We start from the raw sequence: 22,721 nt of genomic DNA, 5'->3' as shown, positions 1-22,721 counted from the left end.
TCCTGCACCAGGCCGCAAGGCCTGGTGCTTCCTATCCTAGACATGTAAAAGCCGAGGTTTCTATGATGCGCTCCATGCAACGCTCCCGATATCCCAACTGGTTCCTGCTTCCAACCATCCTGATATTCGGATTTTTATTTGTTATCCCCACACTTACCAGCTTCTACTATAGCCTCACCGACTGGAACATCAACCGAAGGGTGATCTCCTTCATCGGCTTGGAGAACTTCAGGGAGTTGTTCTCTGATGTCAAGTTCCGCTCAACGCTGGGCAATACCCTGACGTACTCCTTCAGCGTCACCTTTGTCAGAAATTTTCTTGGACTCTTTTTGGCCATCCTGTTGAACAATGCACAATTGAAAGGCCGAAACCTGTTCAGAACCATCATATTCCTTCCGTATGTCATCGCCCCTGTGGTCATCGGCTACCTGTTCACCGCCATCTACAATCCCGCCCAAGGCATTCTCAACCAATCGCTTCGTGCATTCGGTATGGGTTTCCTAGCCCAGGATTGGCTGAACGACCCCAACATCGCCCTCTTCTCTACCATCATGACCGACGTGTGGAGGACCACCGGTTTCAGCATGGTCATTTACCTTGCAGGACTGCAGGCCATACCCCATGAACTCTATGAAAGCGCCGAGATTGACGGCGCGAACGGTCGATGGAAACTCACCAACGTCACCATCCCCCTGCTTGCCCCATCCATCACCATCAACGTGGTCCTCGCCTTGATCGGCACCATGAAAGTCTTCGTCATGATCCTCGTGCTCACCAACGGCGGGCCGGGCTATGCCACCGAAGTCATAAACACCTACATTATGAGTACCTTCAGCCTAGGACTGTACGGCAGTGGAACGGCGGCAAACATCATTCTGAGTTTCTTGATCATTGTCATAGCACTACCGGTGCTGCTCTTCCTCAAGAAACGGGAGGTCGAACTATGACACGTAGAGAACGCACCTACCATGGACTGCTGTACCTTCTGTGCATTGTACTATCGGTCATCATCCTCGTTCCGTTTGCCATGATGCTGGTCAACTCCTTCAAGGATATCCGTGAGTCGGCTCTCTTCAAATTGACGCTTCCTGCAGCACCGACGCTCGAGAACTATATCACCGTCCTCTCCAAAGCTTACTTCTGGAGGGGCTTGCGCAACAGCCTGATCGTTACCACGCTGGCAACGGTTCTCGTGAACGGGTCGGCTGCGATGGCGGCATTTGTCATCCAGCGCAAGAATGGAAAGCTGGGCAATGCCCTCTACTTCATTCTTTTCGCGGGCATCATTGTTCCGGTATCGATCATTCCTACCATCCAATTGATGATGCAGAGCAGGATTCACAATACCTATCTGGGCATCATTCTCTTCTATGGGGCGGTAAACCTGCCGTTTTCAGTCTTTTTGCTTACAGGCTTCATGAAGACGGTACCACGGGAGATCGACGAAGCCGCCATGATCGAAGGCTGCAGCTACCCGAGGCTCTTCGCCCAGTTGATCATCCCTCTGCTTCGTACCCCGCTGGTAACATGCACCATCGTTACCGTCACCGCAGTCTGGAACGATTTTTCGGCCCCCTTCTACCTGATCAGCGACAGCAAGAAATGGCCGATCGTCATCAGCGTCTACAATTTTGCTTCCCAGTACTATACAAACTGGGGCACGGTGTTCGCATTCATGATGATGGTCATCCTCCCGGTCCTGGTCGTCTATGCACTATTACAAAAACACATCATCGCCGGTCTTACCACCGGTGCGGTGAAAGGTTAGGAGCGTATTTCATGCAAACAGAAGTAGAGAGTAGCTATACCGCCTTGAAGCGACCGCCCTTGCACAGCACTCATTGGACCGGCGGATTTTGGCTAAGGCAGTTTGAGCTGTGTTCCGATACCATCCTGCCGAATATCTTCCACCTTTTCGATTCCGATGCCATCAGCCACTGCATCGCCAATTTCCGCATCGCCGCAGGCAGACAAGAGGGCGCGCATCAGGGTCCTCCGTTCGGTGACGGCGATTTCTACAAGTGGCTCGAAGCCGCCTCCTATGTGTATGGAGTAACCAAGAATGAAAAATTAAAGAACCAAATCGATGAGGCGATCGAGCTCATCGCCTCGGTGCAGCGAGAAGACGGCTACATCTTCACCCAATACACCATAAGACTCCAGCAGGGAACAAACGAAGAGAAGCTTGGCAACAGCCTCAATTTTGAGGCCTACAACCTCGGCCATCTCATCACTGCGGCTTGTGTCCACGCAAGGACCACCGGCGAACGATCCCTTCTGGATTTGGGGCTCAAAGCAGCACGTTGCCTTAAGGCTCTTTTCGAGGAAGCTGAGAAAACCCATACGGCCAAGACAGCCATCTGTCCCTCCCACTACATGGCTCTCATCGACCTGTATCGCCTTACCGGAGACAAGACACACCTGGATACGGCAGAGCTTGCGATCAGGCTGCGCGATGAAGTGGTCGGAGGAACCGACGACAACCAGGACAGGCTGAAACTTGCAGACCATACCGAGATGCTCGGCCATGCAGTGCGGGCAACCTACCTCTACAGCGGGCTTGCCGACCTGGTCGCAGAGACAGGGGATGAAACGTATCGTACTACCTTGATGAAGGTCTGGGAGAGCGAAGAGTACACAAAAATGTACATCAACAGCGGATGCGGCGCCCTTTATGACGGAGTTTCTCCCTCCGGCTATGCCGGCGACCACCCCAATCTGGCACGGACCCACCAAGCCTTCGGAAGGCCGTACCAACTGCCGAATCTTACCGGATACAACGAGACATGTGCGTCCATCGGCAACATCTTTCTCAATTGGAGACTCCTTCATCTGAATGCTCGGGCAGCCCACGCCGACCGTATTGAACAATCCTTCTACAATCTGGTGCTTGCCTCGGTCAGCCGAGACGGCCTGCGCTACTTCTACTCCAACCCCCTTGCCCGGGAAGAGAAACAGCTTCCCTTCCATCTAAAGTGGGAGAGAAGCCGCAGTGAGTATCTTTCCTCGTTCTGCTGCCCTCCCAACATGCTGCGCGTGCTCTCACAAAGCAGCGAGTATGCATATTCACAGGCTGAAGATGGAATCTATACCGTCATGTACGGCCAAAGCAGAGCCTCTCTTCAGGTGGGCAACAACCATGTGGTACTTGAACAAACCACAGCCTACCCCTTCGACGGTCCAATTACGATTACCATTGCAGAGACCGACGGCACCCCGTTCACCCTATATGTCCGCATCCCCTCCTGGGTCAGGCAAGGACGTATACAGAATCAAGCAATTACTGCTGAAATGGCTGACACGTACCTGCCGCTTCGCTCTGGTTGGAAGCAAGGCGATGTGATCACCATCGAGTTTGCAATGGAGGCTCGAGTCCTCTTGGCCCACCCCTTGATCGAGGAGTGCACCCACCAAGTTGCCGTCATGCGCGGCCCCTTGGTATACTGCAGCGAACAGGTCGACCATCCCCAGGTGAACTGGGCAAGCCTCGGACTGCGCCAGAATGCACACTTTACTACGGTAACGCGAACTATTGGAGGAGAGTCCATGCTCTGCCTCCAAACCGAAGACGGCGTAGCCTATCAATCACTAACCTGGGAAACGGGTGGCCTCTACCAAGACGCCTCCGGTCTCAAGGCTGAACCGACTACACTCTCGCTCATACCCTATTACGCCTGGGACAACCGCGGCCTTGGGGGTATGAAAATCTGGCACCCGCTCTATCTATCATAAGAAAAGGAATCGTTCGTATGCAAATCTCTCAGAGACTCTCCAATCCCCCAGCAGAAAACCGAAGCATCCCATTCTGGTCCTGGAATGATGTACTCGATCCCGAGGAGCTCAGGGCCCAGATCCGGGAGATGGCAAAGGCGAAAGTCGGCGGCTACTTCATGCACGCCCGCAGCGGGCTGAAGACCACCTATCTCGGCAAACCTTGGTTTGAAGCCATTGCAGCAGGTCTTGACGAAGGCCGCAAGGAAGGCCTGCACCCTTGGGCGTATGACGAGGAAGGCTGGCCCAGTGGGTTTGCAGGAGGCAAGGTAACCGCACTCGGTGATGCCTACCATGCCAGAGGGCTGAGGATGCAGAAAGCCCAAACAAAAGAAGAGCTCGAACAGGCAGAAAATGTCCTAGGTCTGTATGCACACACCCAGGACTTTACCCATGTATATGCGCTGGATAAGGTTCCTTCGGATGCTGTCATCACCGGCTACATCGTCATGACCCATTCGGTGTCACCCTACTACATCGACATCCTCAACCCTATTACCACCAAGGCCTTCATCGAGGCAACGCATGAAGCTTACTACGAGCAGTTCGGCGACCAAATGCCCGAAGGATTCTTCACCGATGAACCCAGGCTCTCAGAAGGCCCGATTCCTTGGTCCTACATCATGGAAGATGAGTTCAGAAACGACCATGGCTATGAACTGCTTGATGTTCTGCCGTCCCTCTACCTTCCCTGTGAAGGGTTTGAAGCGGTTCGGACAGACTTCTGGGCAACGGTTAGCAGGTTGTTCGTCCACTCCTACATGGAGCAGCTGTACCTGTGGTGCGAGAAGCACCACATCAAGCTCACCGGCCATATGATGATGGAGGAAGGCCTGTACAGCCAGATGACAGGAACCAGTGGCAGCATGCCCTTCTACCCCTTCTTCCACATGCCCGGCATCGATTCTCTCAGACGCATGATCCACGACCCCCGCATGCCCAAGCAGGTCAGCTCGGTGGCCGAGCAGCTGGGAACAAAGCGGGTGATTTCCGAAAGTTTTGCTCTCAGCGGTTGGGATTTGAACTTTGAGGAAATGCGTTGGATTCTCAACTGGCAGTTTGTCAACGGAGTGAACATCATCTGCCAACACCTCCAGGCTTACTCACTGAAAGGATTTCGCAAGCGGGACTACCCACCTTCGTTGTTCACGCAGCAGAGCTGGTGGGATGAATACCACCACTTCAACGACTACATGGCCAGGCTGAGCACGCTGCTCATCGAAGGAAAGAAGATTGTCGAAGTCTTGCTGTTGCACCCGATGCATACCGGTTGGATCACCTACGATGGAACAAACAACCCAACCATCCAGCACTACGATGCTGCATTCAGCGAAGCAACCAAGACCTTGAGCGCTCTGCATATCGACTACCACCTGGGCGATGAAACGATTCTCAAGGAGTATGCAAACGTAGAGAACGATGCTTTGCAGGTTGGTTTGTACTCCTACCAAACGGTAGTCCTCCCCTCGCTGCTGAGCATCGATGAGCATACCGCTGATCTTTTGGTTTCATTTGCACAAGCAGGAGGGAGACTCTACAGCATGGGAGAAGGGCCTCTCTTGATCAGCGGAAGAGAAAACAAAGCGGTACTTGCAAAACTCAAGCAAGTCATCACAAGACTTCCCGATGACCAGGCAATCCTGGACGAAATAAAGAGTAGACTCACCCATCCAGTCAAACTGCTTGTTGACAACAAGGAAGAGAAGCGGCTGACCTGCTGCATGCATGACCAAGGTGAGTGTGTGAGCCTCTATATTGTGAACAACAGCAAAACAGAACGTGTGGGGGGCGCAACCATCGACTTGGGTCGCCCATATCAGGTAAGCCTGCTCGACCTACAGACAAACACCCGCACCAAGCTTGCTGATTCTGTTCAACATCTTCTAACATCCTTCGAGGCAATGGAAGGGCGTGTCTACCTGCTTGAGCCTCCTGTACAATCAAGAACAATGGCTTCAAACCGGGATGCTGATGTAGTTTTCATCACTCCCAACCCGATGTGGGAAATCCAGCACATGGATGAGAATGTCCTTACCTTGGATACCTGCCGATACAGAATCGATAAGGGCGAGTGGCAACAGAAGAAGGCTGTCATCAGGATTATGAAAGAGTTGTTGACCCTCAAACGCTCGTGCTCGATCGAGCTCGAGTTCTCCTTCACCATCCAGGACCGAGACAGTATACCAGCTGATCTCTACCTGGTCATGGAGGACAGCAAGCACTTCAACATCACCGTCAATGGCACCCAACTTTCCCAGCCGACCGGTTGGTATAAGGATCGTGCCTTTGAGAAACTTCTGATAACAGACGCTGTGGTGGAGGGAGAGAATACCATTTCCATCGAAGGCACATTCTTTCAGTCACAGCATGTCTACGACACGCTGTTCGGCAAGAACATGTATGAAACTGAGCTGAACAAACTGACCTACGACATGGAGCTTGAGAGCATGTATATCCTGGGGAATTTCGGGGTATACAGCAAGAGCCCGTTCACCAAAGGTGAGCGCGAGGCTTTGGAAACTGATGGTCCGTTTGTAATCACCACACGACCAAGCAAGCTCACCCATCAAAGTTTTACCGAGCAGGGCCTCCTGTGTTTTGCCGGCAAGCTCACCATCAGCCAAACAATGCTCATCAAGAAAAGGGAGGATCAGCCGATGATGCTCTCCTTGGGAAACCCGAGACTGCAGATGGCAAAGCTCTGGATCAATGGAGCATTGGTCAAGAACTTCCTTTGGGCACCGTGGGAAGTGGATATCACGCCTTATGTGCATGAGGGGGAAAATACCATCACCATGACACTCTACGCAAGCAACCGCAATATGCTCGGTCCCCACCACCATATCAGCGGGGAGAACTACAGCGTGGGGCCCCAGAGTTTTGAAGGTGTCTTCAGCTGGTGTGAACGGCCTACCGAGGCGGTTGCGATCGATAGAAGCCTGGTCGATAAGAGTTACTGGAAGGACAGCTACACCTTTGTTCGGTTCGGGTTCTAGCATGCTGAAAAATCCAATACTCAAAGGTTTCAAACCCGACCCATCCATTCTCAGGGTGGAGGATACGTACTATATCGCAACCTCCACCTTCGAATGGTATCCTCCGATCAACCTGTTTCGCTCGACCAATCTTTCCGATTGGGAGCAGATAGCCTCCCCGATTCAGCACCTGGACTTGCGTGGACTCGACTCCTCATGCGGCATCTGGGCTCCGAATTTGAGTTATCATGACCATCAGTTCCATATAGTCTGTACGGTTGTTGAGACAAACAGACGCAGGTTCAAGGATCCGCATAATTTCATCATCAGCGCCCCTTCGATGGAGGGGCCATGGACCGATCCGGTATTCCTCAACAACAGCGGATGGGACCCCTCCCTCTTTTTCGAAGATGGAACGTGTTATCTCATCAACATGCTGCTCGATTGGAGACCTGACAAGAATCGCTTCGCAGGAGTCATCCTGCAGGAATTGGATCTACGAAAGAAATGCCTTGTAGGCGATGTTCATTACCTGACCGCAGGTACGGCGACCGGAAGTACGGAAGCACCCAACCTCTATAAGCACAACGGCTTATACTATATGCTTTTGGCAGAAGGAGGAACGGAATTCGGCCATCAGGTAAGCGTGTTGCGCTCATCCTCCCTGATTGGACCGTACGAGCAAAGCCCCTGCAATCCCCTGATCAAAAGCAGGAGTGATGATGAACTGCAGCGTGCCGGTCACGGCTCGCTGGTGAACACCAAGGATGGAAGAACCTACCTTGCCTACCTGTGCTCACGTTCGGTGGACCATGCCTACTCAATCCTTGGCCGAGAGACCGCCTTGGCTGAAGTCGTGTGGAATAGTGAAGGATGGCCGGTTCTCTATCCCGAGGGAAGTCACAGTCCTCAGCTGGAAGTTCCTTCACTGCCAAAGGCACAAGAGGCGCCTTTGGTTCTCCATTTCGATCATATCGACCATCGTATGAAAACGCTGAGAGAACCGTTGGCCAACTGCGGTGTGGACGTAACCAGCCGAGAGGGATGGCTGCGAATCCATGGGGGCAACTCACTCTCCTCGAGAGCGCGTCAGCACCTTATGGCGATCAGTCAAGAAACCCTGGAGTACCAGGCGACAACACTGCTTGACTTCAAACCCCGGTCGCCATGGCACATGGCGGGACTGCTTGCCTACTACAATGCCGACAACTATTTCTATGCCTACCAGAGTACTGATGACAAGAAGCAGCCAATCCTGGGTGTTGTTGAGATGGACAATACGGCAATCAGGCAGGTCGGAGAACCCATTCACCTAGAGATAAGCTCGCCTGTATACCTTCGCGCCACAGTCAGAGACAATTCCCTGATCTTCTCCTACAGTCTCGATGGAATAGCATTTGTCGACCTGCATACAGAAGCCCTGGATATGCGCCATCTCAGTGACGAGTACATCCAGGGCAATGGCTTCACCGGTGCAATGGTTGGCATTGGATGCCAGGACCTGGCCGGTGATGGCATCCATGCAGACTTTTCCCATCTCAAGTACGAGCGGTTGTAGAGGCAAACAGCGCCAGCTTGGAGTAGAAATCCTCAAGAATTAGACGCGGGTCGATTCTACGGTATACCCGTATCGGTCGATTCAGACCGGTATGGACATACTGCATGTCCATGCCGATCATAGGAGCCGGCACCCAATCGAACTCATAGCGGTGTTCGTAGAGCACCAAGCCGACGGCGGGAGAGTCCCCAAGCACCCAGGTTTCACCGCTGCGGAAGGCACTCTTACGGGGGCCCTCCTCATGGGCGTGCTCGTTCAACTGATCCAGCAGATACGCCCCGATTTCTCCATGAGGATACACCTTCTGCTCCAATTCCGCGAGCGAGACAGGAATCATCTCGTACACGTTCTTGGGAACCTGCCATACCGGAATCGTGGAACTGAACACTACATTCGCCGCATGGATATCGTTGCTCAGATTGTACTCGATGCTCCCCGATGGATAGGCGCCCCCACCGATCCAAATGGCAGTAAGCCGGTTTGCGATACGCGGTTCCTGCAGGTACGCACTGGCCAAGTCGGTCAAGGGACCAAGGAAGAGCACATACAAGGGCCTGGGGTCGTCCTTCATCGCCTCCTCGATGATCAGGGAAGCGCCTTCACTGGGGAGTAGTTCCGTCTTGGACGCAAGCGGCCGTTCGCAGCCATGAAACAGCAGACCGTCCGAAGGAAAGCCCATCTTCTCGAAGATTGTCTCAAGTTCCCGGTAGCTCTGCTGCATGCTGTCCTGATGACGGGTGATGCCATAGTGGGCGGCAATGAATCCGACATTCTCAAACTTGGGACTGAGCAGTGCATGCACGATGGCAAACTGGTCGTCCGCCTCGTTTTTTGCATCAGTATTGGTGATGACCCGCACGATTTTCTCTTCGGGAACCTGGAATGCATATGAGGTATAACGCATGGTGACTCCTATCAGCCTTTGACCGCACCCTGGGTCAGTCCGGCAACAAAGTATTTTTGAAAGTATCCGAATATCAGCAACAAGGGAACGGTGACCAAGCTCAGGCCGGCAGCATACTGTCCCCACTGTACACCCATCTCCGTCTTGAAGTTCAACAAACCGACCGGCAGCGTCTTGAGATTCATCGAACTCGCGGTGGTAATCTGGGCCCACATAAGTTCGCCCCAGTTGCCGATGAAGGTAAAGACAATGACGGTTGCAACGGCGGGGGTGATCAGAGGCATGACGATACGCAAGAAGGTGGTGAGCTCCGAACATCCGTCGATGCGTGCCGATTCAATAATATCCATGGGAATGGTCTCAAAATATTTCTTGAAAATATACATGCTGAACGGAATCTGCCAGGCGGTATAGGGAAGGATCAGGGCGGCATGACTGGTAAGCAGACTTGCCGAGGCCATCATTTTATACAATGAGATGTAGATGGCGATGCCGGGAATGAAGTTGAACGTCATGAAAGCCATGATGATCAGCTCGCTCTTGGGCAGGTTCATTCTTCCCAGTGCATACCCGCCCAAGGTTGTCAGGACGGTGGTCAACAGTACAGCAATGACGGTTACGAAGACGGAATTGAAAAAATAATCCCCCAAATGTCCGGTAGACCAGGCTGCAGCATAGTTGGCCCAGACCGGCTCTTTGGGGAAGCCGAATAAATTGACATAGAATTCGCTGGTTGATTTCAACGAGGTGAAAAACAGAAACAGAATCGGATAGGCTACCAGCAAAGTTCCCAAAATGAGAATCGTATAGGCAATGATGACCAAAGGTTTATTATTGTAGAGAATTGTGTTCTTAGAGCTCATAGCTGTCCCCCTTGATCAAGCGCTTGGTAAGCAGCATGCCTGCAAGTACGATCAACACAAAAATGACAGACATTGCCGCCCCATATCCGTATTGATTGAACGAGAAGGCATTCTGCATGATCCACATCGGCATGACGACGGAGAATTTTCCAGGGCCGCCGTTGGTGAGGGCCAATACAGTGTCGTAGATTTTCAAACCGGACATAAGCGCAAAGATGGCGCTGAGCTGAACAAAGCTCATAATCAAGGGGAGGATGATTTTTCTCAGGATCGCCCAATCCCCTGCTCCCTCAAGCCGCGCTGATTCCAACAAGGAGGGCGAGATTGCCTGCATTCCGGCAAAACAGAGCACCATGGTCAGGCCGACCTGTTTCCAGGCGGATACAAACAAAATACTGTTGAGCACGGTAGTGCGGTTGGTAAGCCATGCCGTCTGCAGACTCCCAAGATTAAGGACTTTCAGAAGCTGGTTCAGCACTCCGATCTCCGGCTCATACACAAAGGAGAAGATCAAGGCCGTAATGACGGCAGGAATCATGCTGGGAGAGAACAGAATGGTTCTGAAAAAGCCACCGCTTCGTTTTCCAACGAAGAGCAACAACCAAGCAAGCAACACTCCAATAACAACGCTGATGATGGAAGAGACAACACCCAGATAGACGGAATTCTTGATGGCAAGAAGAAAATTTGCATCGCGAAACGACTCCAGATAATTGTCAAAGCCTGCAAACACTCGTGCACTAAACCCATTCCAGTCTTGGAAGGAGAGTACCAGATTATCGAAAAAGGGGATAACTGCAAAAAAGAGGTAGACCAAGGTTGCGGGCAGCAAAAAGAGAAAGCCCTTGATCATATACGACCGCTTCAGTGCGTTGCCGGGTTGTGATGCCATACTACACTCCAACATAACGAGAGAAAGACAGGAAGGCCCGTTCCCAATCGGGGAGGGCCTTCCATCCAGAGAATCGTCCTTACTTGCCCATTGCCTTGACGCGCAAAGCTTCAAGCTTGGCTAGTGCGGAATCGATGGATTCGCCGGCACAGACTGCGCCGACCAAGTCGTTCTGCAAATAGCTGTTTACTTCAGGGGAGATATTCTGCATGTGGCGGTAGCTGACTACGTTGTCACCGGTGGTGGTGTTCATCAGCGCCTGCATCAGCTTGTTGTCGATCTTGTCCTGCTTGGCCTTGATCGAAGGAAGTCTGCCGGTAGCCATGGTCTCGCTCTGGCCGGCTTCGCTGGTATAGAACTTGATGAAGCGCACAGCTTCTTCCTTATGTGCAGCATTTATTGGAACAAAGAGTGCATTAGTTACTACGTTCACACCATACTTGCCACCCTTCTCCACCAAGGGGAACTTGGCTACGCCGACTTTGAACGGAGCATCTTTCTCATACTGGCCGACGTTGGAGCCTGCATCGAAGAGCATGGCGATTCTGCCCTGGAAGAACGCAGCCTGTACCTGGTCCTTGGTTGCAGTAAGAGCGCCTTCACCTGGATACCAGTAACCCTTCTTATAGACATCACGCAGCAATTCAAGCGCCGTTCTCAGGCCGGGAGCCTCATTCGAACCAGCAAACGGAAGCTTGCCGGCTGCAGCCTGCTCAAGTACGCCATTGTTAGCCATGACCTGGTAGGCAAACACCAACAGCTGGTGGTTCTGGCCGGACCAGTTGCCAAGTGCATAGATGCCCTTCTGCTTCAACTGTTCTGCAACAACCAGCAGTTCATCCCAGGTGGTGGGAACCTGCAGGTTGTTCTCAGCAAAAATCGTTTCATTGACGAACAGCGTTTCGATAACCGGCTGGTAGCTGACTGCATAGTACTTGCCGTCAATTTTTCCTGCATCGATGTACTTGGGAACAAACGTATTCATCCATGCATTGTTGTCTGCAGTAAGATACGGAGTCAGATCTAATGCCATTCCGCTGGAAACGAATGCGCTGATCTGGCTTCCCCAGAAGAAGGAGACATCGACAGGATTACCAGAGGCAATACCCGTTTTGATGATCTGCTCTGCGTTGTCAAAATCGATGGGCACAATCTGAACCTTTACATCAGGATTTTCAGCTTCAAATTTTGCAATGATGTTCTTGTTATACTGGGCATCAGAGCCGTAGAACTTGATGGTCTTCACTTCTTGTGCGGCACCTGCACTTTCCTTGGCGCCTGCAGCAAATGCAAGAGCCATGGAACAGGCCAACACAAGGGACAGAAGCACGATAGACTTTCTTTTCATGTCATACCTTCCTACTATAATTTTTCTTTTTGTTTCGAATGCTTTTGTTTTCGAACCCAATAGTAGTGTATAACAGGGTTATGAAGAATGCAATGAAAACTTTTCGTTGATTACACGAAAATTTGTGCATGATTCGAATGTAATCGTAATTATTTGTCAGTAATTACTACCTTCCAGTTTTTTTTCGTACCGCTTTCACCAAAAGAAAAACACCTCCGAAAAACCGAAGGTGTCAGGCAGTGTTTGGAAGCTGCTTAGCAAATGATCACATTGATCCCTGCATTTCTCAGGCGTTTTGCATACTCGCTGTCGATACCGCTGTCGGTAAGCAGATACTTGATCTTGTCTACACACCCAAGCGAAGCAAACTGGACTTTCTCGAGCTTGCTGGAATCTGCAAGCAGGTAGACCGTCTTTGCTGATGCAATCATGGCACGCTTGAGGGCGATGTCGCTGAAGGAGGGATAGGTAAGACCGGCGTCCAAACTGAAGCCACCGGTTGCCAAAAAGAGTTTTTCCACATAGAGGTTTTCAAAGAGGAGAAGCCCCTTCTCTCCTGTAAGCGAGAGCGTAGGGGGTTTGAACTCCCCACCCACCACCAAAACGCGATTTGAAGGCTCCATACCCAGATGCAGGGCAATATTGAGGGCATTTGTAACAATATTAAGGTTGGTCCGGTCTCCCAGATGCTTGACCATTTCCGTGACTGTTGTTCCCGAATCGAGGATGATGTTATCCCCATTGCTGACAAATTCAGCAGCCTTTTTCCCAATCCTGGCCTTCTCTTCCTCATGGCCGCGGCGCGGCGGAGTGAGCGGAAGATTTGCCGAAGCAAGCGAATTGATGAAGGCACCCCCATGCTGGCGGGTGATTAAGCCATGTTTTTCCAAACTCTCCAAATCACCTCGAATGGTGGGCTCCGATACCTTGAACAGCTCCTTGAGCTCCTGTACGCGGCAGCTGCCGTTTTCCTGCAACAGCTGCAGGATTTTCTCTCTCCGTTGATCTTGAAACATGCTTTCACCCTCTCGTCGTATTCCTTTGGTATCATACTCGGAAACAAATGAAAAGAAAAGGTTTGTTTTTGAATCCTAACGAAATATCGCAAGTTCGAAGCTTGAAAGTACAAATTATCTTGCTCACAATAGCTGGATATTTCAGAGACCACCTTTTTAACTGTAAACAAAAGAAAGCCAAAAGAAAACAATCGAAATATTTTTCATTGACGAATACGAAAACTTGGAATACCATGGGCTTAACGAGATAAATCCTATAAGGAGTGTCATCATGCCTACCATCAAATTGGGCTATGCGCCCACCCGAAGAAGCATTTTCAGTGCACCCGATGCAATTAAATACCGCAACCTTACCCGCGATCGTCTTCTTGAATTGGGTATTGAGTTCGTCGATATCACCGATATCAATGAAGAAGGACTGCTCTATGACGATCATGACATGCAGCGAATAGCCCAAAAGTTCAAGGCTGAGGGCGTCGACGGCCTCTTTCTTCCCCACTGCAACTTCGGCACCGAATATGTAGTCGCCCGTCTTGCAAAAGAAATGGGGGTGCCTGTACTGCTGTGGGGCCCGCTCGATGAACGGCCGGAACCTGACGGAGTGAGACTGCGCGACACCCAGTGCGGACTGTTTGCAACCGGAAAGGTTCTCAGACGCTTCCAGGTTCCTTTCACCTATATGACCAACTGCAGACTCAGCGACCCTGTGTTCGAACGCGGACTTCGTGACTTCCTCGCTGTCTGCAATGTCGTAAAGACCTTCAAGTCTATCAGAATCCTGCAGATATCCACCCGCCCCTTCGATTTTCTTACTACCATGTGCAATGAAGGCGAGCTCTTGGAGAAGTACAATGTCCAGCTCGCCCCGATCCCCATGCCCGAACTGATCCAGACGATCAGAGACTGTCAGAAAACTGATCGACAAGAAATCCAGAAGGTGATCCAGTATGTAAAAGAGAGCATGATCATCCAGGTCACCGACGAGCAGCTGGAAGTTATTGCAGCGCTGAAAGTGGCTATGACCAAGCTGGCATCCCACTATGGGTGTCAGGCGGTGGCCATCCAGTGCTGGAACGCCTTGCAGTCTGAATTGGGCATCATGCCTTGTGCAGCCAATGCACTTATGAATGACGAAGGAATTCCGGTAGTGTGTGAGACCGATATCCATGGAGCTATTACAGCCTTGTTGGTGGAAGCCGCTGGGATGGGAAAGAATCGTTCCTTCTTTGCCGACTGGACCATCCGACACCCCGATATTCCAAACGGCGAGCTCTTGCAGCATTGCGGCCCCTGGCCGGTTTCGGTGGCAAAGGAGAAGCCGATTCTCGGCTATCCGCTGGCCTTCGACCATCCTGGAAGTCTCACTGCCGAAGCTAAAAGCGGAAAGGTCACACTGTGTCGATTCGATGGGGACAATGGACACTATTCCCTCCTGCTCGGCACCGCAGAAGGGACCGACGGCCCGAAGTGCATGGGGACCTACTTGTGGATCGAGGTGGAGAACATCAAGAGGCTTGAACATAAGATTGTCACCGGTCCGTACATCCACCACTGTGTAGGCATCCATCAGAACATCGTTCCCGTGCTGTATGAGGCTTGCAAGTACATCAACGTGGAACCAGACTTCTATGATCCGATTGAGGAGGATGTGAAAGCCTACCTCCGGGGTGAAGATGTCCCCTCGATGCAGTAAATGAGGAACCAGATGACACTACAAGAACTCAAGGTGCAAGCCGTGCAGACACGCAAGGCCCTGCTATCGATGATTTATCATGCAAAGACAGGCCATACCGGCGGGGCCTTGTCCTCCGCCGATATTATGACCGCACTCTTTTTCCATGTTCTCAAGTTGGACCCTTCCAACCCATTCTGGGAGGAGAGGGATTACTTCATTCTCTCCAAGGGCCATTGCGTCGAAGGGTATCTTGCAGTCCTGGCCGAACGAGGTTTCTTCCCCCCCGAAGAGCTGGAGACCTTCAGCAGATTCAAAAGCCGCCTCATTGGACATCCCAACAACAAAATTCCCGGCATCGAGATGAATACAGGAGCACTTGGACACGGATTGTCCATTTCCGTGGGGATGGCCATTGGACTAAAAAAAGACCGCAAGACCAATCGCGTCTTCACCCTTATGGGTGACGGCGAACAGGCCGAAGGCTCGGTGTGGGAAGCTGCTATGGCGGCAGGCCACTACAAGTTGGACAACCTGGTGGCGATCATCGATCGCAACCATCTGCAGATTTCGGGCTCGACCGAAGATGTCATGAGCTTGGAGCCGCTGGCAGCCCGATGGGAGAGCTTTGGTTGGGAGGTCAAGGAGATCGACGGCAATGCCATGGATGAGGTTGTTCAAGCCTTGACGTCCACGCCCCTGAAGCCGGAAAAACCAACGTTGATCATCGCCCATACCATCAAAGGCAAAGGCGTGAAGGCGATGGAGAACGTAGCGTCCTGGCACCACGGGGTTCCGAACAAGGGACTCTATGAAGAGGCTATGGCTGCTTTTACACGCCTTGAGGAGGAACTTCGCAATGCCAAACTCTAAAGCATGCCGAGAGGCATATACGACGGTCCTGCTCGAGCTGGCCAAAAACGATCCTGATATCATCGTCATCAGCAGTGACGCCCGTGGATCATGCTCGTTGAACACCTATGTAAAAACACTGCCCGACCAGTTTGTGGAAATTGGAATCGCCGAACAGAATGAAATTGGCGTTGCAGCCGGGCTGTCGGTGGTCGGAAAGAAACCCTATGTCTGCGCTCCCGCCTGCTTCCTGACGGCCCGTAGTCTCGAACAAATCAAAGTGGATGTAGCCTACTCCCATCAGAATGTAAAAATTCTGGGAGTCAGCGGAGGAATCAGTTACGGTGCCTTGGGAGCAAGCCACCATACCCTGCACGATATTGCAGCTCTTCGCTGCATCCCCGATCTTACACTCATCATTCCCTGTGATGCCATTCAGACTGCAGCAGCCCTGCGCTCAGTGGCCCAGACAAAGGACGCTGTCTTCTTTCGTATAGGAAGGGAGAAGGTTCCAGCAGTGTACACTGAGGAATTGGGCATGGAACCCTTTGTATTCGGTAAGGCCAATACGCTCAAGGAAGGCTGCGACCTGACCTTGGTCGCCTGCGGGGAGATGGTGTATCATGCTCTTGAAGCGGCAACATTGCTCAAGACTCAGGGCATTGAAGCCCGTGTTCTGGACATGGCCACACTCAAGCCGTTCGATGAAGAAGCGATCATCAAAGCCGCCGGGGAAACCGGGGCAATCCTGACCGTGGAAGAACACAGCATCAATGGGGGGCTGGGTGCTACGGTAAGCCAGATAGTCTGTGCGAATCATCCAGTTCCCGTAACCACCTTGGGTCTTCCCGATGAGTACTTGGTGACAGGAACCAGCCTTGAGCTGTTTAGCGAGTATGGCCTCGATGCAAAAGGAATAGCAGAATCAGCAAGAAAACTTCTTCAGAGGAAGCGGTGATGAACCAATATATTCTCAGTTTCGACCAAAGCACTTCTACAACCAAAGCCCTCCTGTTTGACCGGAACGCGGCATTGGTTGGCAGAGCGGACATCCCTCACCGACAAATCATCAACGACCAGGGATGGGTGGAACACGATGCACAGGAGATTCTTGCCAATGTCTTCAAGGCGGCGGAACAGTTGCTCCTTCAAACCGGAGTTGACCGTAATTGCATCAAGGCCGTCTCAATCTCCAACCAGAGGGAGACAGCCCTGGCTTGGGACCGAACCACCGGCAATCCGCTTTACAACGCCATCGTCTGGCAGTGCGGACGTGCCCAGGAGATCTGCAATAATCTGAGCGACCAAAAAACATTGATCCACAGCCATACCGGACTGCACCTCTCCCCCTACTTCAGCGCAGCCAAGTTCTCTTGGCTGCTGAACCATGTAGAACAGGTCAGGCAGGCCGCAGAGAATCAACAGCTTGTACTCTCCACCATGGACAGCTTCCTTCTTCACCATCTCAGTGAGGAGAAGGTAGTGAAAACCGATTATTCCAATGCATCACGAACCCAGCTGCTGAACCTTGTGAAGCTCGACTGGGACATTGAGGTGGCCCAATTATTCGGCATCCCTCTCGATTGCCTGCCCGAGGTGTGCGACTCCAACGCAGTCTTCGCTCATACCACCATCGGAGGTTTGTTGCAATCGTCTGTTCCTCTATGCGGAGTGCTCGGGGACTCCCAAGGCGCCTTGTTTGCACAAGGCTGCCTCCGGGAGGGATTGACCAAGGCAACGTATGGCACCGGTTCCTCGATCATGATGAATATTGGTTCTGAGGCAGTGTTGTGTGAGGATTTGGTAACCAGTGTGGCCTGGGGAATGGATGGAAACATAACGTATGTCCTGGAAGGCAATATAAACTACAGCGGAGCGACCATCTCCTACTTGGTCGATGATCTGGGTCTCATTGCCAGTTCAAAGGAAGCTGGTAAAATGGCACAATCGGCCAGGGTGGTTGAAGGACTGTACATGGTACCGGCTTTCTCCGGACTGGGTGCCCCCTATTGGGATGCAAATGCCAGAGCCCTGATCATCGGCATGGACCGCCGAACAGGAAAAGCTGAATTAGTGAAAGCAGCAGAGGAAGCGATAGCCTATCAAATAGCCGACATACTCTTTCTCATGCAGAAACACAGTCACAAGGACATTATGAGCCTCAGAGTCGATGGAGGGCCTACCAACGACACATTCCTGATGCAGTTCCAATCCGACATATTGCAAAGCGAAGTGCGGGTGGCGAATCTTGAGGAGTTGAGCGGACAAGGGCCGGCGTTGCTTGCATTGTTGAAGCTGGGCATTTTGGATGAACAGACGGCTTTCGACAGACCACCGAAGGCACTCTATCATGCAGGCATGGACAGCAAGGAGCGAGACAGACTATACCTGGGTTGGCAGAAAGCGGTGGGGAAGGCCCTCTCTTGCTAAAGCTCCAGGAGAGTCTTGTCCCCGTAGACCTTCTTCCAATCATCGGCAAAATCCTGCACCGCCTTCTTGATCGAGGGCATGGCAAGGCCGGTTGAAAGAAGCTCCGGCCGCACGGTGCAGCTTCCGGCTCCGCTGGCGTAGGCATTGGTGACCTCGGCCACGTTGCGAAAACTCGCAGCAAGGACCTGGGTGGAACTAGTGTTCGTCCAAAGCAAACCGGCAAGCTCTTTGATGACCCTGCCCGCATCGATGTCGAGATTGAGCATCCTGTCGTAAAAGACAGCGACATAGCGTGCCCCGCTGAGCATCGCGAGAATCCCTTGGATGGTGGAGAAAACCGTTGAAGCGGTGATATTGAGGCCCTCTTGGGCGAGCTGTTTGATGACCGAAAGACCCACCTCGGTTACAGGAACAGCGATGAAGGTCTGCTCGCCCAACTGTGTTGCAAGGTGGTGGGCTTCCCTGATCATCGTCTCTCGGTCGCGTGCCATCAGTTGCACATGCAAGTCCCGTTCATCACCGATAAGAGCCCGAATAGCTTTCAAGTGTGACAGCACATGAGTCTGCTCCAAGCGGGAGAGCATCGTTGGATTGGTGGTAACTCCCTTGATGGGATAATATTGGAGTGCATGTTCCACTTCTGCAAGATCTGCAGTATCAAGCAATAAATCCATGGCAATACCTCTGTAGCCAGTGTGTCACACAATACAAAACTGGACAACTCCCTACCAATGGTTCTTGACAAACAGTGGGGGATGGACAACCATTTCGGCATGAGTGAGACCATCCTTACTGAAAATTCCTTCTTCTATGAGCCTACGATGCAGCTGAAGGTGATCAAGCGTGACCCGGAGCTCCCCTACCGGCTCCACAGCCATGAGTTTCATGAACTTGTAATTGTCATCAGCGGCAGGGGCATTAACTTTACCGCAACCGAACAGATACCGCTGCGCGAGGGTTCGGTGTTTTTCATTCCCCCGGGAGTCGAACACGGGTACAAGGATGTCGAAAACCTCGTACTGTACAACATTCTCTATGGAAGGAATCTCATCACCCGTCATGCCTTGGATCTGACCGAATTGCCCGGCTTTTGTACCATTTTCCTGCAATCAGAACACATCGTGGGGCTTACGCTCTCCCCATCCCAAATCGCCGAACTCATACCTCTGGTCCAGCTCATGGAAAAGGAAGCAGACGACCAAAGCTACGGCTCTGGTTCAAGAACCCTTGCCTACGCCTACCTCATCGAGCTTCTTGTCCAAATATCACGCATTTACGACCAGATTCCCCGTGAGACAAACCAGACCGCCCGCAGATTATGGGAGGTGATCTCCTATATGGACGGGAACCTTGACAAGGCCCTCACCACCGAAGACCTTGTCGCAATAGCAAACATGAGCACCAGCACGCTCAACCGCTGTTTCAAGCAGAGTACAGGCCTTTCACCTATAGAGTTCCACATCCACAAGCGCATTGCCCACGCATGCTCGCTCATCCAGGAGCGAGGCCTTTCCATGGGTCAGGTGAGTGAGGCGTGCGGCTTCAAGGACCCCAATTATTTCTCCCGCCAGTTCCGCAAGGTCATGGCAATGAGCCCCAAGCAGTACCAGCGGATTTTCACCAGTCGCTTTACCTAAGCGACTCCAAGGCGGTCACAGCAGAGGAGAAGAACTTCTCCTCTCCCACCAGGGAGTAGAAATCCAGGCGCTTCATCAGAGACTGAACCGAAGGTTGCACACCGCAAAACAGTACTTCCACCGATTGCTTTCTGCACATCTGCACGATTTCAACGAACTCATTGATCGAGCTGTGGTCGATGGTGGCAACTCCGCGAAGGCTGAAAATAATACGATCCACCCCCTCAGAAAGCAGGCCCTCCACCGTCCTGGTAAGTTGTTCCTGGCTGCCGAAGAACAGCGAACCATCAACATAGACAACCTTGGTTGTTGCATCATAGGATCCGAGCTCAGCAGTTACGGGATCAACTTCAATGGAAATATGATGACTGCGGATGATGAACATCACCATTGAGAAAATCAGACCGATGAGAATGGCGATGGTAAGGTCGAAAACTACGGTAGCCACCATGGTTATAAGGAATTGGGCCATCGATGTCTTGATTTTCTTGGAGAAAATCTGGCGAATGGAGTGCCACTCATTCATCCTCCACGCGGTAACCATCAACACCCCGGCCAATGAAGCCAGAGGAATCCTGCTCATGTACGGGGAGAGGAGGAACATCGAAGCGAGCAGTCCGATTGCATGAATGATGCCGGTCAGGCGGGTCTGCTGTCCGCTCTTGATCGCCACTGAGGTACGGGCGATGGCCGCAGTAGCAGGGATGCCTCCGAAGAAGGGAATGATTACATTACCGATGCCCTGGGCATACAGCTCCCGGGTGGCATTGAGTTTCTCCCCCTTCATCTTTCCTGCAGAACTTCCGCAAAGCAGACTCTCGACCATGCCAAGCGCTGCAATGGAAATCGCCGGGGAGATATACTGGGACAACTCGGATAGGGGAAGCGCGAAAATATGCAGCCTGTTCTCTCCCAACAAGGAACGGGGGATCATGCCGACTTCCTTCACCGGAAGGTCCAGAAGCATTTGTACGACCAAGGTAATGATTATACCCAGCAGACTTGCAGGGAATCGAGCATTCCATTTTTTGGGCCACAGAATCATCAACAGCACCACAAACAAGCCATACCCCAAGGTGGCGAGGTCGATGGGAAATCCAAGAGAAGTATAGGAGAACAGCTTGGCCAGCGCACCCTCTCCACTGCTGGATGTGCCGAAAAAGTTGTCAATCTGGCCCAAAGCGATGATGACGGCGATTCCACTGGTAAATCCGGTAACAACAGGGCTGGGAATGTAAGACACCAAGGCTCCCACTTTCAGGTAGGCTGCAGCCAGAAGAATGAGGCCGCTGAGGAACCCGGCGATGAATACACCTTCGGTACCGTGGCGGACGACCAGACTGACTAGAATGGCAGCCATGGCACCGGTTGGCCCGGAAATCTGAAAAGAGGCCCCACCCAGGGCCCCAATGATCAGGCCTGCCAGAATTGCTGTAATCAGACCGCTGGCGGCATCCAGGCCGGAGCTCACTCCGAAGGCAAGAGCCAGCGGCAGGGCGACGGCTGTCACCGTCAGACCTGCCAACAGGTCCTTGGAAAACGAGGCCGCCGAATACGAGGAGAATTCACCTTTCAAGTCGGAAATAAATGTAGCTTGTTTTGGACTATCAGCTTTACGCATCCCACCCACCCCCACATACGTTCATATGAATGCAGGCCAAGCATAGAACTTTAGGCTCACAAGCTCAAGAGACTGAAAGGCCCGTCTCATTGCCTCTTGGGGACAATCTCCAACCAGTATCCATCAGGGTCCACAATGAAATAGATGCCCATGTTGGCATTCTCGTAACAGATGCACCCCATCTCGCGATGCTTGGCACGGGCGGCTTCCATGTCGTCCACCTCGAAAGCCAGATGGAACTCATTGTCCCCCAAGTTGTAGGTGCCTTTCTCCCAGTTGCGCAGCCACGTAAGCTCGAGCTGGTGCTTGGACACTCCGTCACCGAGGAAGACAAGAATAAAGGAATTGTCGGTGGCAACCTTGCGTCGAACCTCCACCAAGCCCAAAGCCTCTTTGTAGAACGCAAGCGACTTCTCAAGATCGGTGACATTGAAATTATTGTGTGTAAAGGTAAACTTCATAGAATCCTCCAAGTTTGATTTTCATGGGTGAGTTGTACTACCGTGACGTCCGTATCCTTGAGCTCGGCTTTCAGCTTTTCACATACCGAGTGGTCCTTCCAAAAGTGCATGGGGATGAGTGTTTTAACCTTCACTCTCTCCACCAGGTCTTTCGCACCCAGACTGTAGAAAGGACCGAGCCTGGGGTCTACAGGCACGAAGGCAATGTCGAGTTTGGCGGGAAGCAATCTCAATTCGGCGTAGTAGTCGCGCTTCATCTGCAGGTTGTAGGCCTCGCTCTCCCCCTCCCAATGCCAATGGTTCAAATCCCCTGCATAGTAGATGGTCTTTCCATCAACCTGCAGAACAAATGCAACACCCTCGTCCGTCGACTTCAACGTCCTGACGGCCACTTCGTCGATACTCACCTCCTCATACGGGCCCATCCAACGAACCTGTACGTTCTGTGGGACGAGATGGGTGGCGATGTCCGAGGAGAGAATGAAAACGGTATTCCCTTCCCGTCGTGCAAGAGAGAAAATCGTTTCATTGAAGTGATCTGTGTGACGGTGGCTGGAAAACACCAGCAGGCTCTTCTTTCCGTCCTTAACTTCCAACGGGCCTCCGGTGTAATCGAAAAGAAGCAACACATGCTCTGTCTCAAGGAGAAAGGTGCTGTGACCTATATATGTACAATCCATACCATAACCATGGACGAACAAAAGCATGCTGTCAAGACAGG

Annotated in this window: 19 protein-coding genes; 10 read left to right on the top strand and 9 right to left on the bottom strand. The window is 52.0% G+C overall.

Annotation, left to right across the window (positions count from 1 at the left end; all coding sequences use genetic code 11):
• Positions 1-74: 74 nt before the first annotated feature.
• Genes MUG09_RS03025 through MUG09_RS03005 form a run of 5 tightly spaced genes read left to right on the top strand, consistent with a single transcriptional unit; the run spans position 75 to position 8,304 of the window.
• Positions 75-947 carry a carbohydrate ABC transporter permease gene (locus MUG09_RS03025; protein ID WP_244773431.1) on the top strand — a complete coding sequence of 291 codons (873 nt, stop codon included), beginning with the start codon at positions 75-77 and terminating at the stop codon, positions 945-947.
• On the top strand, positions 944-1,768 hold the full coding sequence (locus tag MUG09_RS03020; protein WP_244773429.1) for a carbohydrate ABC transporter permease: 825 nt from the start codon (positions 944-946) through the stop codon (positions 1,766-1,768). The genes MUG09_RS03025 and MUG09_RS03020 overlap by 4 nt, the downstream gene beginning before the upstream one ends.
• Before the next feature lie 11 nt (positions 1,769-1,779).
• Positions 1,780-3,732: a glycoside hydrolase family 127 protein gene (locus MUG09_RS03015; RefSeq protein WP_244773426.1), complete on the top strand. Its 1,953-nt coding sequence runs from the start codon at positions 1,780-1,782 to the stop codon at positions 3,730-3,732.
• A 17-nt stretch (positions 3,733-3,749) separates the two neighbouring features.
• The gene (locus MUG09_RS03010) at positions 3,750-6,767 is read left to right on the top strand and encodes a glycosyl hydrolase (RefSeq protein ID WP_244773424.1); all 3,018 of its coding nucleotides are present in this window, start codon (positions 3,750-3,752) and stop codon (positions 6,765-6,767) included.
• Between the two features lies 1 nt (position 6,768).
• The gene (locus MUG09_RS03005; RefSeq protein ID WP_244773422.1) at positions 6,769-8,304 is read left to right on the top strand and encodes a glycoside hydrolase family 43 protein; all 1,536 of its coding nucleotides are present in this window, start codon (positions 6,769-6,771) and stop codon (positions 8,302-8,304) included.
• Here MUG09_RS03005 and MUG09_RS03000 read toward each other — a convergent pair.
• The 5 genes from MUG09_RS03000 to MUG09_RS02980 all read right to left on the bottom strand — a co-directional run bounded on the left by MUG09_RS03000 (position 8,285) and on the right by MUG09_RS02980 (position 13,327).
• The gene (locus tag MUG09_RS03000; RefSeq protein ID WP_244773420.1) at positions 8,285-9,208 is read right to left on the bottom strand and encodes a nucleoside hydrolase; all 924 of its coding nucleotides are present in this window, start codon (positions 9,206-9,208) and stop codon (positions 8,285-8,287) included. The two genes, MUG09_RS03005 and MUG09_RS03000, sit on opposite strands and share 20 nt — an antisense overlap.
• Before the next feature lie 11 nt (positions 9,209-9,219).
• Positions 9,220-10,071, bottom strand: a complete 852-nt coding sequence (locus tag MUG09_RS02995) for a carbohydrate ABC transporter permease (protein ID WP_244773419.1) — start codon at positions 10,069-10,071, stop codon at positions 9,220-9,222.
• Positions 10,061-10,963: a carbohydrate ABC transporter permease gene (locus tag MUG09_RS02990; RefSeq protein ID WP_244773417.1), complete on the bottom strand. Its 903-nt coding sequence runs from the start codon at positions 10,961-10,963 to the stop codon at positions 10,061-10,063. Before MUG09_RS02990 ends, MUG09_RS02995 begins: the two co-directional genes overlap by 11 nt.
• A gap of 79 nt (positions 10,964-11,042) precedes the next feature.
• Entirely contained in the window at positions 11,043-12,311 is a 1,269-nt protein-coding gene (locus MUG09_RS02985; RefSeq protein ID WP_244773415.1) for an ABC transporter substrate-binding protein, read from the bottom strand.
• Between the two features lie 254 nt (positions 12,312-12,565).
• Positions 12,566-13,327 carry a DeoR/GlpR family DNA-binding transcription regulator gene (locus tag MUG09_RS02980; RefSeq protein ID WP_244773413.1) on the bottom strand — a complete coding sequence of 254 codons (762 nt, stop codon included), beginning with the start codon at positions 13,325-13,327 and terminating at the stop codon, positions 12,566-12,568.
• 271 nt (positions 13,328-13,598) lie between these two features.
• On the opposite strand from MUG09_RS02980, the gene MUG09_RS02975 reads away from it, so the two are divergent.
• Genes MUG09_RS02975 through MUG09_RS02960 form a run of 4 tightly spaced genes read left to right on the top strand, consistent with a single transcriptional unit; the run spans position 13,599 to position 18,281 of the window.
• Complete coding sequence (locus tag MUG09_RS02975; protein WP_244773411.1) at positions 13,599-15,020, top strand: L-fucose/L-arabinose isomerase family protein; 1,422 nt, start codon at positions 13,599-13,601, stop codon at positions 15,018-15,020.
• 12 nt (positions 15,021-15,032) lie between these two features.
• Positions 15,033-15,872, top strand: coding sequence for a transketolase (locus tag MUG09_RS02970; RefSeq protein WP_244773409.1), 840 nt, complete (start codon positions 15,033-15,035; stop codon positions 15,870-15,872).
• The gene (locus tag MUG09_RS02965) at positions 15,859-16,809 is read left to right on the top strand and encodes a transketolase family protein (RefSeq protein ID WP_244773407.1); all 951 of its coding nucleotides are present in this window, start codon (positions 15,859-15,861) and stop codon (positions 16,807-16,809) included. The genes MUG09_RS02970 and MUG09_RS02965 overlap by 14 nt, the downstream gene beginning before the upstream one ends.
• The gene (locus MUG09_RS02960) at positions 16,809-18,281 is read left to right on the top strand and encodes an FGGY-family carbohydrate kinase (RefSeq protein ID WP_244773405.1); all 1,473 of its coding nucleotides are present in this window, start codon (positions 16,809-16,811) and stop codon (positions 18,279-18,281) included. The genes MUG09_RS02965 and MUG09_RS02960 overlap by 1 nt, the downstream gene beginning before the upstream one ends.
• Here MUG09_RS02960 and MUG09_RS02955 read toward each other — a convergent pair.
• Entirely contained in the window at positions 18,278-18,955 is a 678-nt protein-coding gene (locus MUG09_RS02955; protein WP_244773402.1) for a fructose-6-phosphate aldolase, read from the bottom strand. The two genes, MUG09_RS02960 and MUG09_RS02955, sit on opposite strands and share 4 nt — an antisense overlap.
• Before the next feature lie 99 nt (positions 18,956-19,054).
• On the opposite strand from MUG09_RS02955, the gene MUG09_RS02950 reads away from it, so the two are divergent.
• Positions 19,055-19,918, top strand: coding sequence for a helix-turn-helix domain-containing protein (locus MUG09_RS02950; protein ID WP_244773401.1), 864 nt, complete (start codon positions 19,055-19,057; stop codon positions 19,916-19,918).
• On the opposite strand, the gene MUG09_RS02945 is transcribed toward MUG09_RS02950, so the two are convergent.
• The 3 genes from MUG09_RS02945 to MUG09_RS02935 all read right to left on the bottom strand — a co-directional run bounded on the left by MUG09_RS02945 (position 19,911) and on the right by MUG09_RS02935 (position 22,680).
• A complete protein-coding gene (locus MUG09_RS02945) occupies positions 19,911-21,539 on the bottom strand; it encodes a SulP family inorganic anion transporter (protein WP_244773400.1) in 1,629 nt (542 codons plus the stop codon). The genes MUG09_RS02950 and MUG09_RS02945 overlap by 8 nt on opposite strands.
• An 86-nt stretch (positions 21,540-21,625) precedes the next feature.
• Positions 21,626-22,000 carry a VOC family protein gene (locus tag MUG09_RS02940; RefSeq protein WP_244773399.1) on the bottom strand — a complete coding sequence of 125 codons (375 nt, stop codon included), beginning with the start codon at positions 21,998-22,000 and terminating at the stop codon, positions 21,626-21,628.
• Entirely contained in the window at positions 21,997-22,680 is a 684-nt protein-coding gene (locus MUG09_RS02935; RefSeq protein WP_244773397.1) for an MBL fold metallo-hydrolase, read from the bottom strand. The genes MUG09_RS02940 and MUG09_RS02935 overlap by 4 nt, the downstream gene beginning before the upstream one ends.
• Positions 22,681-22,721: the final 41 nt, after the last annotated feature.

The organism is Sphaerochaeta associata, from assembly GCF_022869165.1.
Lineage (GTDB): Bacteria > Spirochaetota > Spirochaetia > Sphaerochaetales > Sphaerochaetaceae > Sphaerochaeta > Sphaerochaeta associata.
Note: the sequence above shows the minus strand (reverse complement) of the source record. Positions and strands in the feature narration are given on the sequence as shown.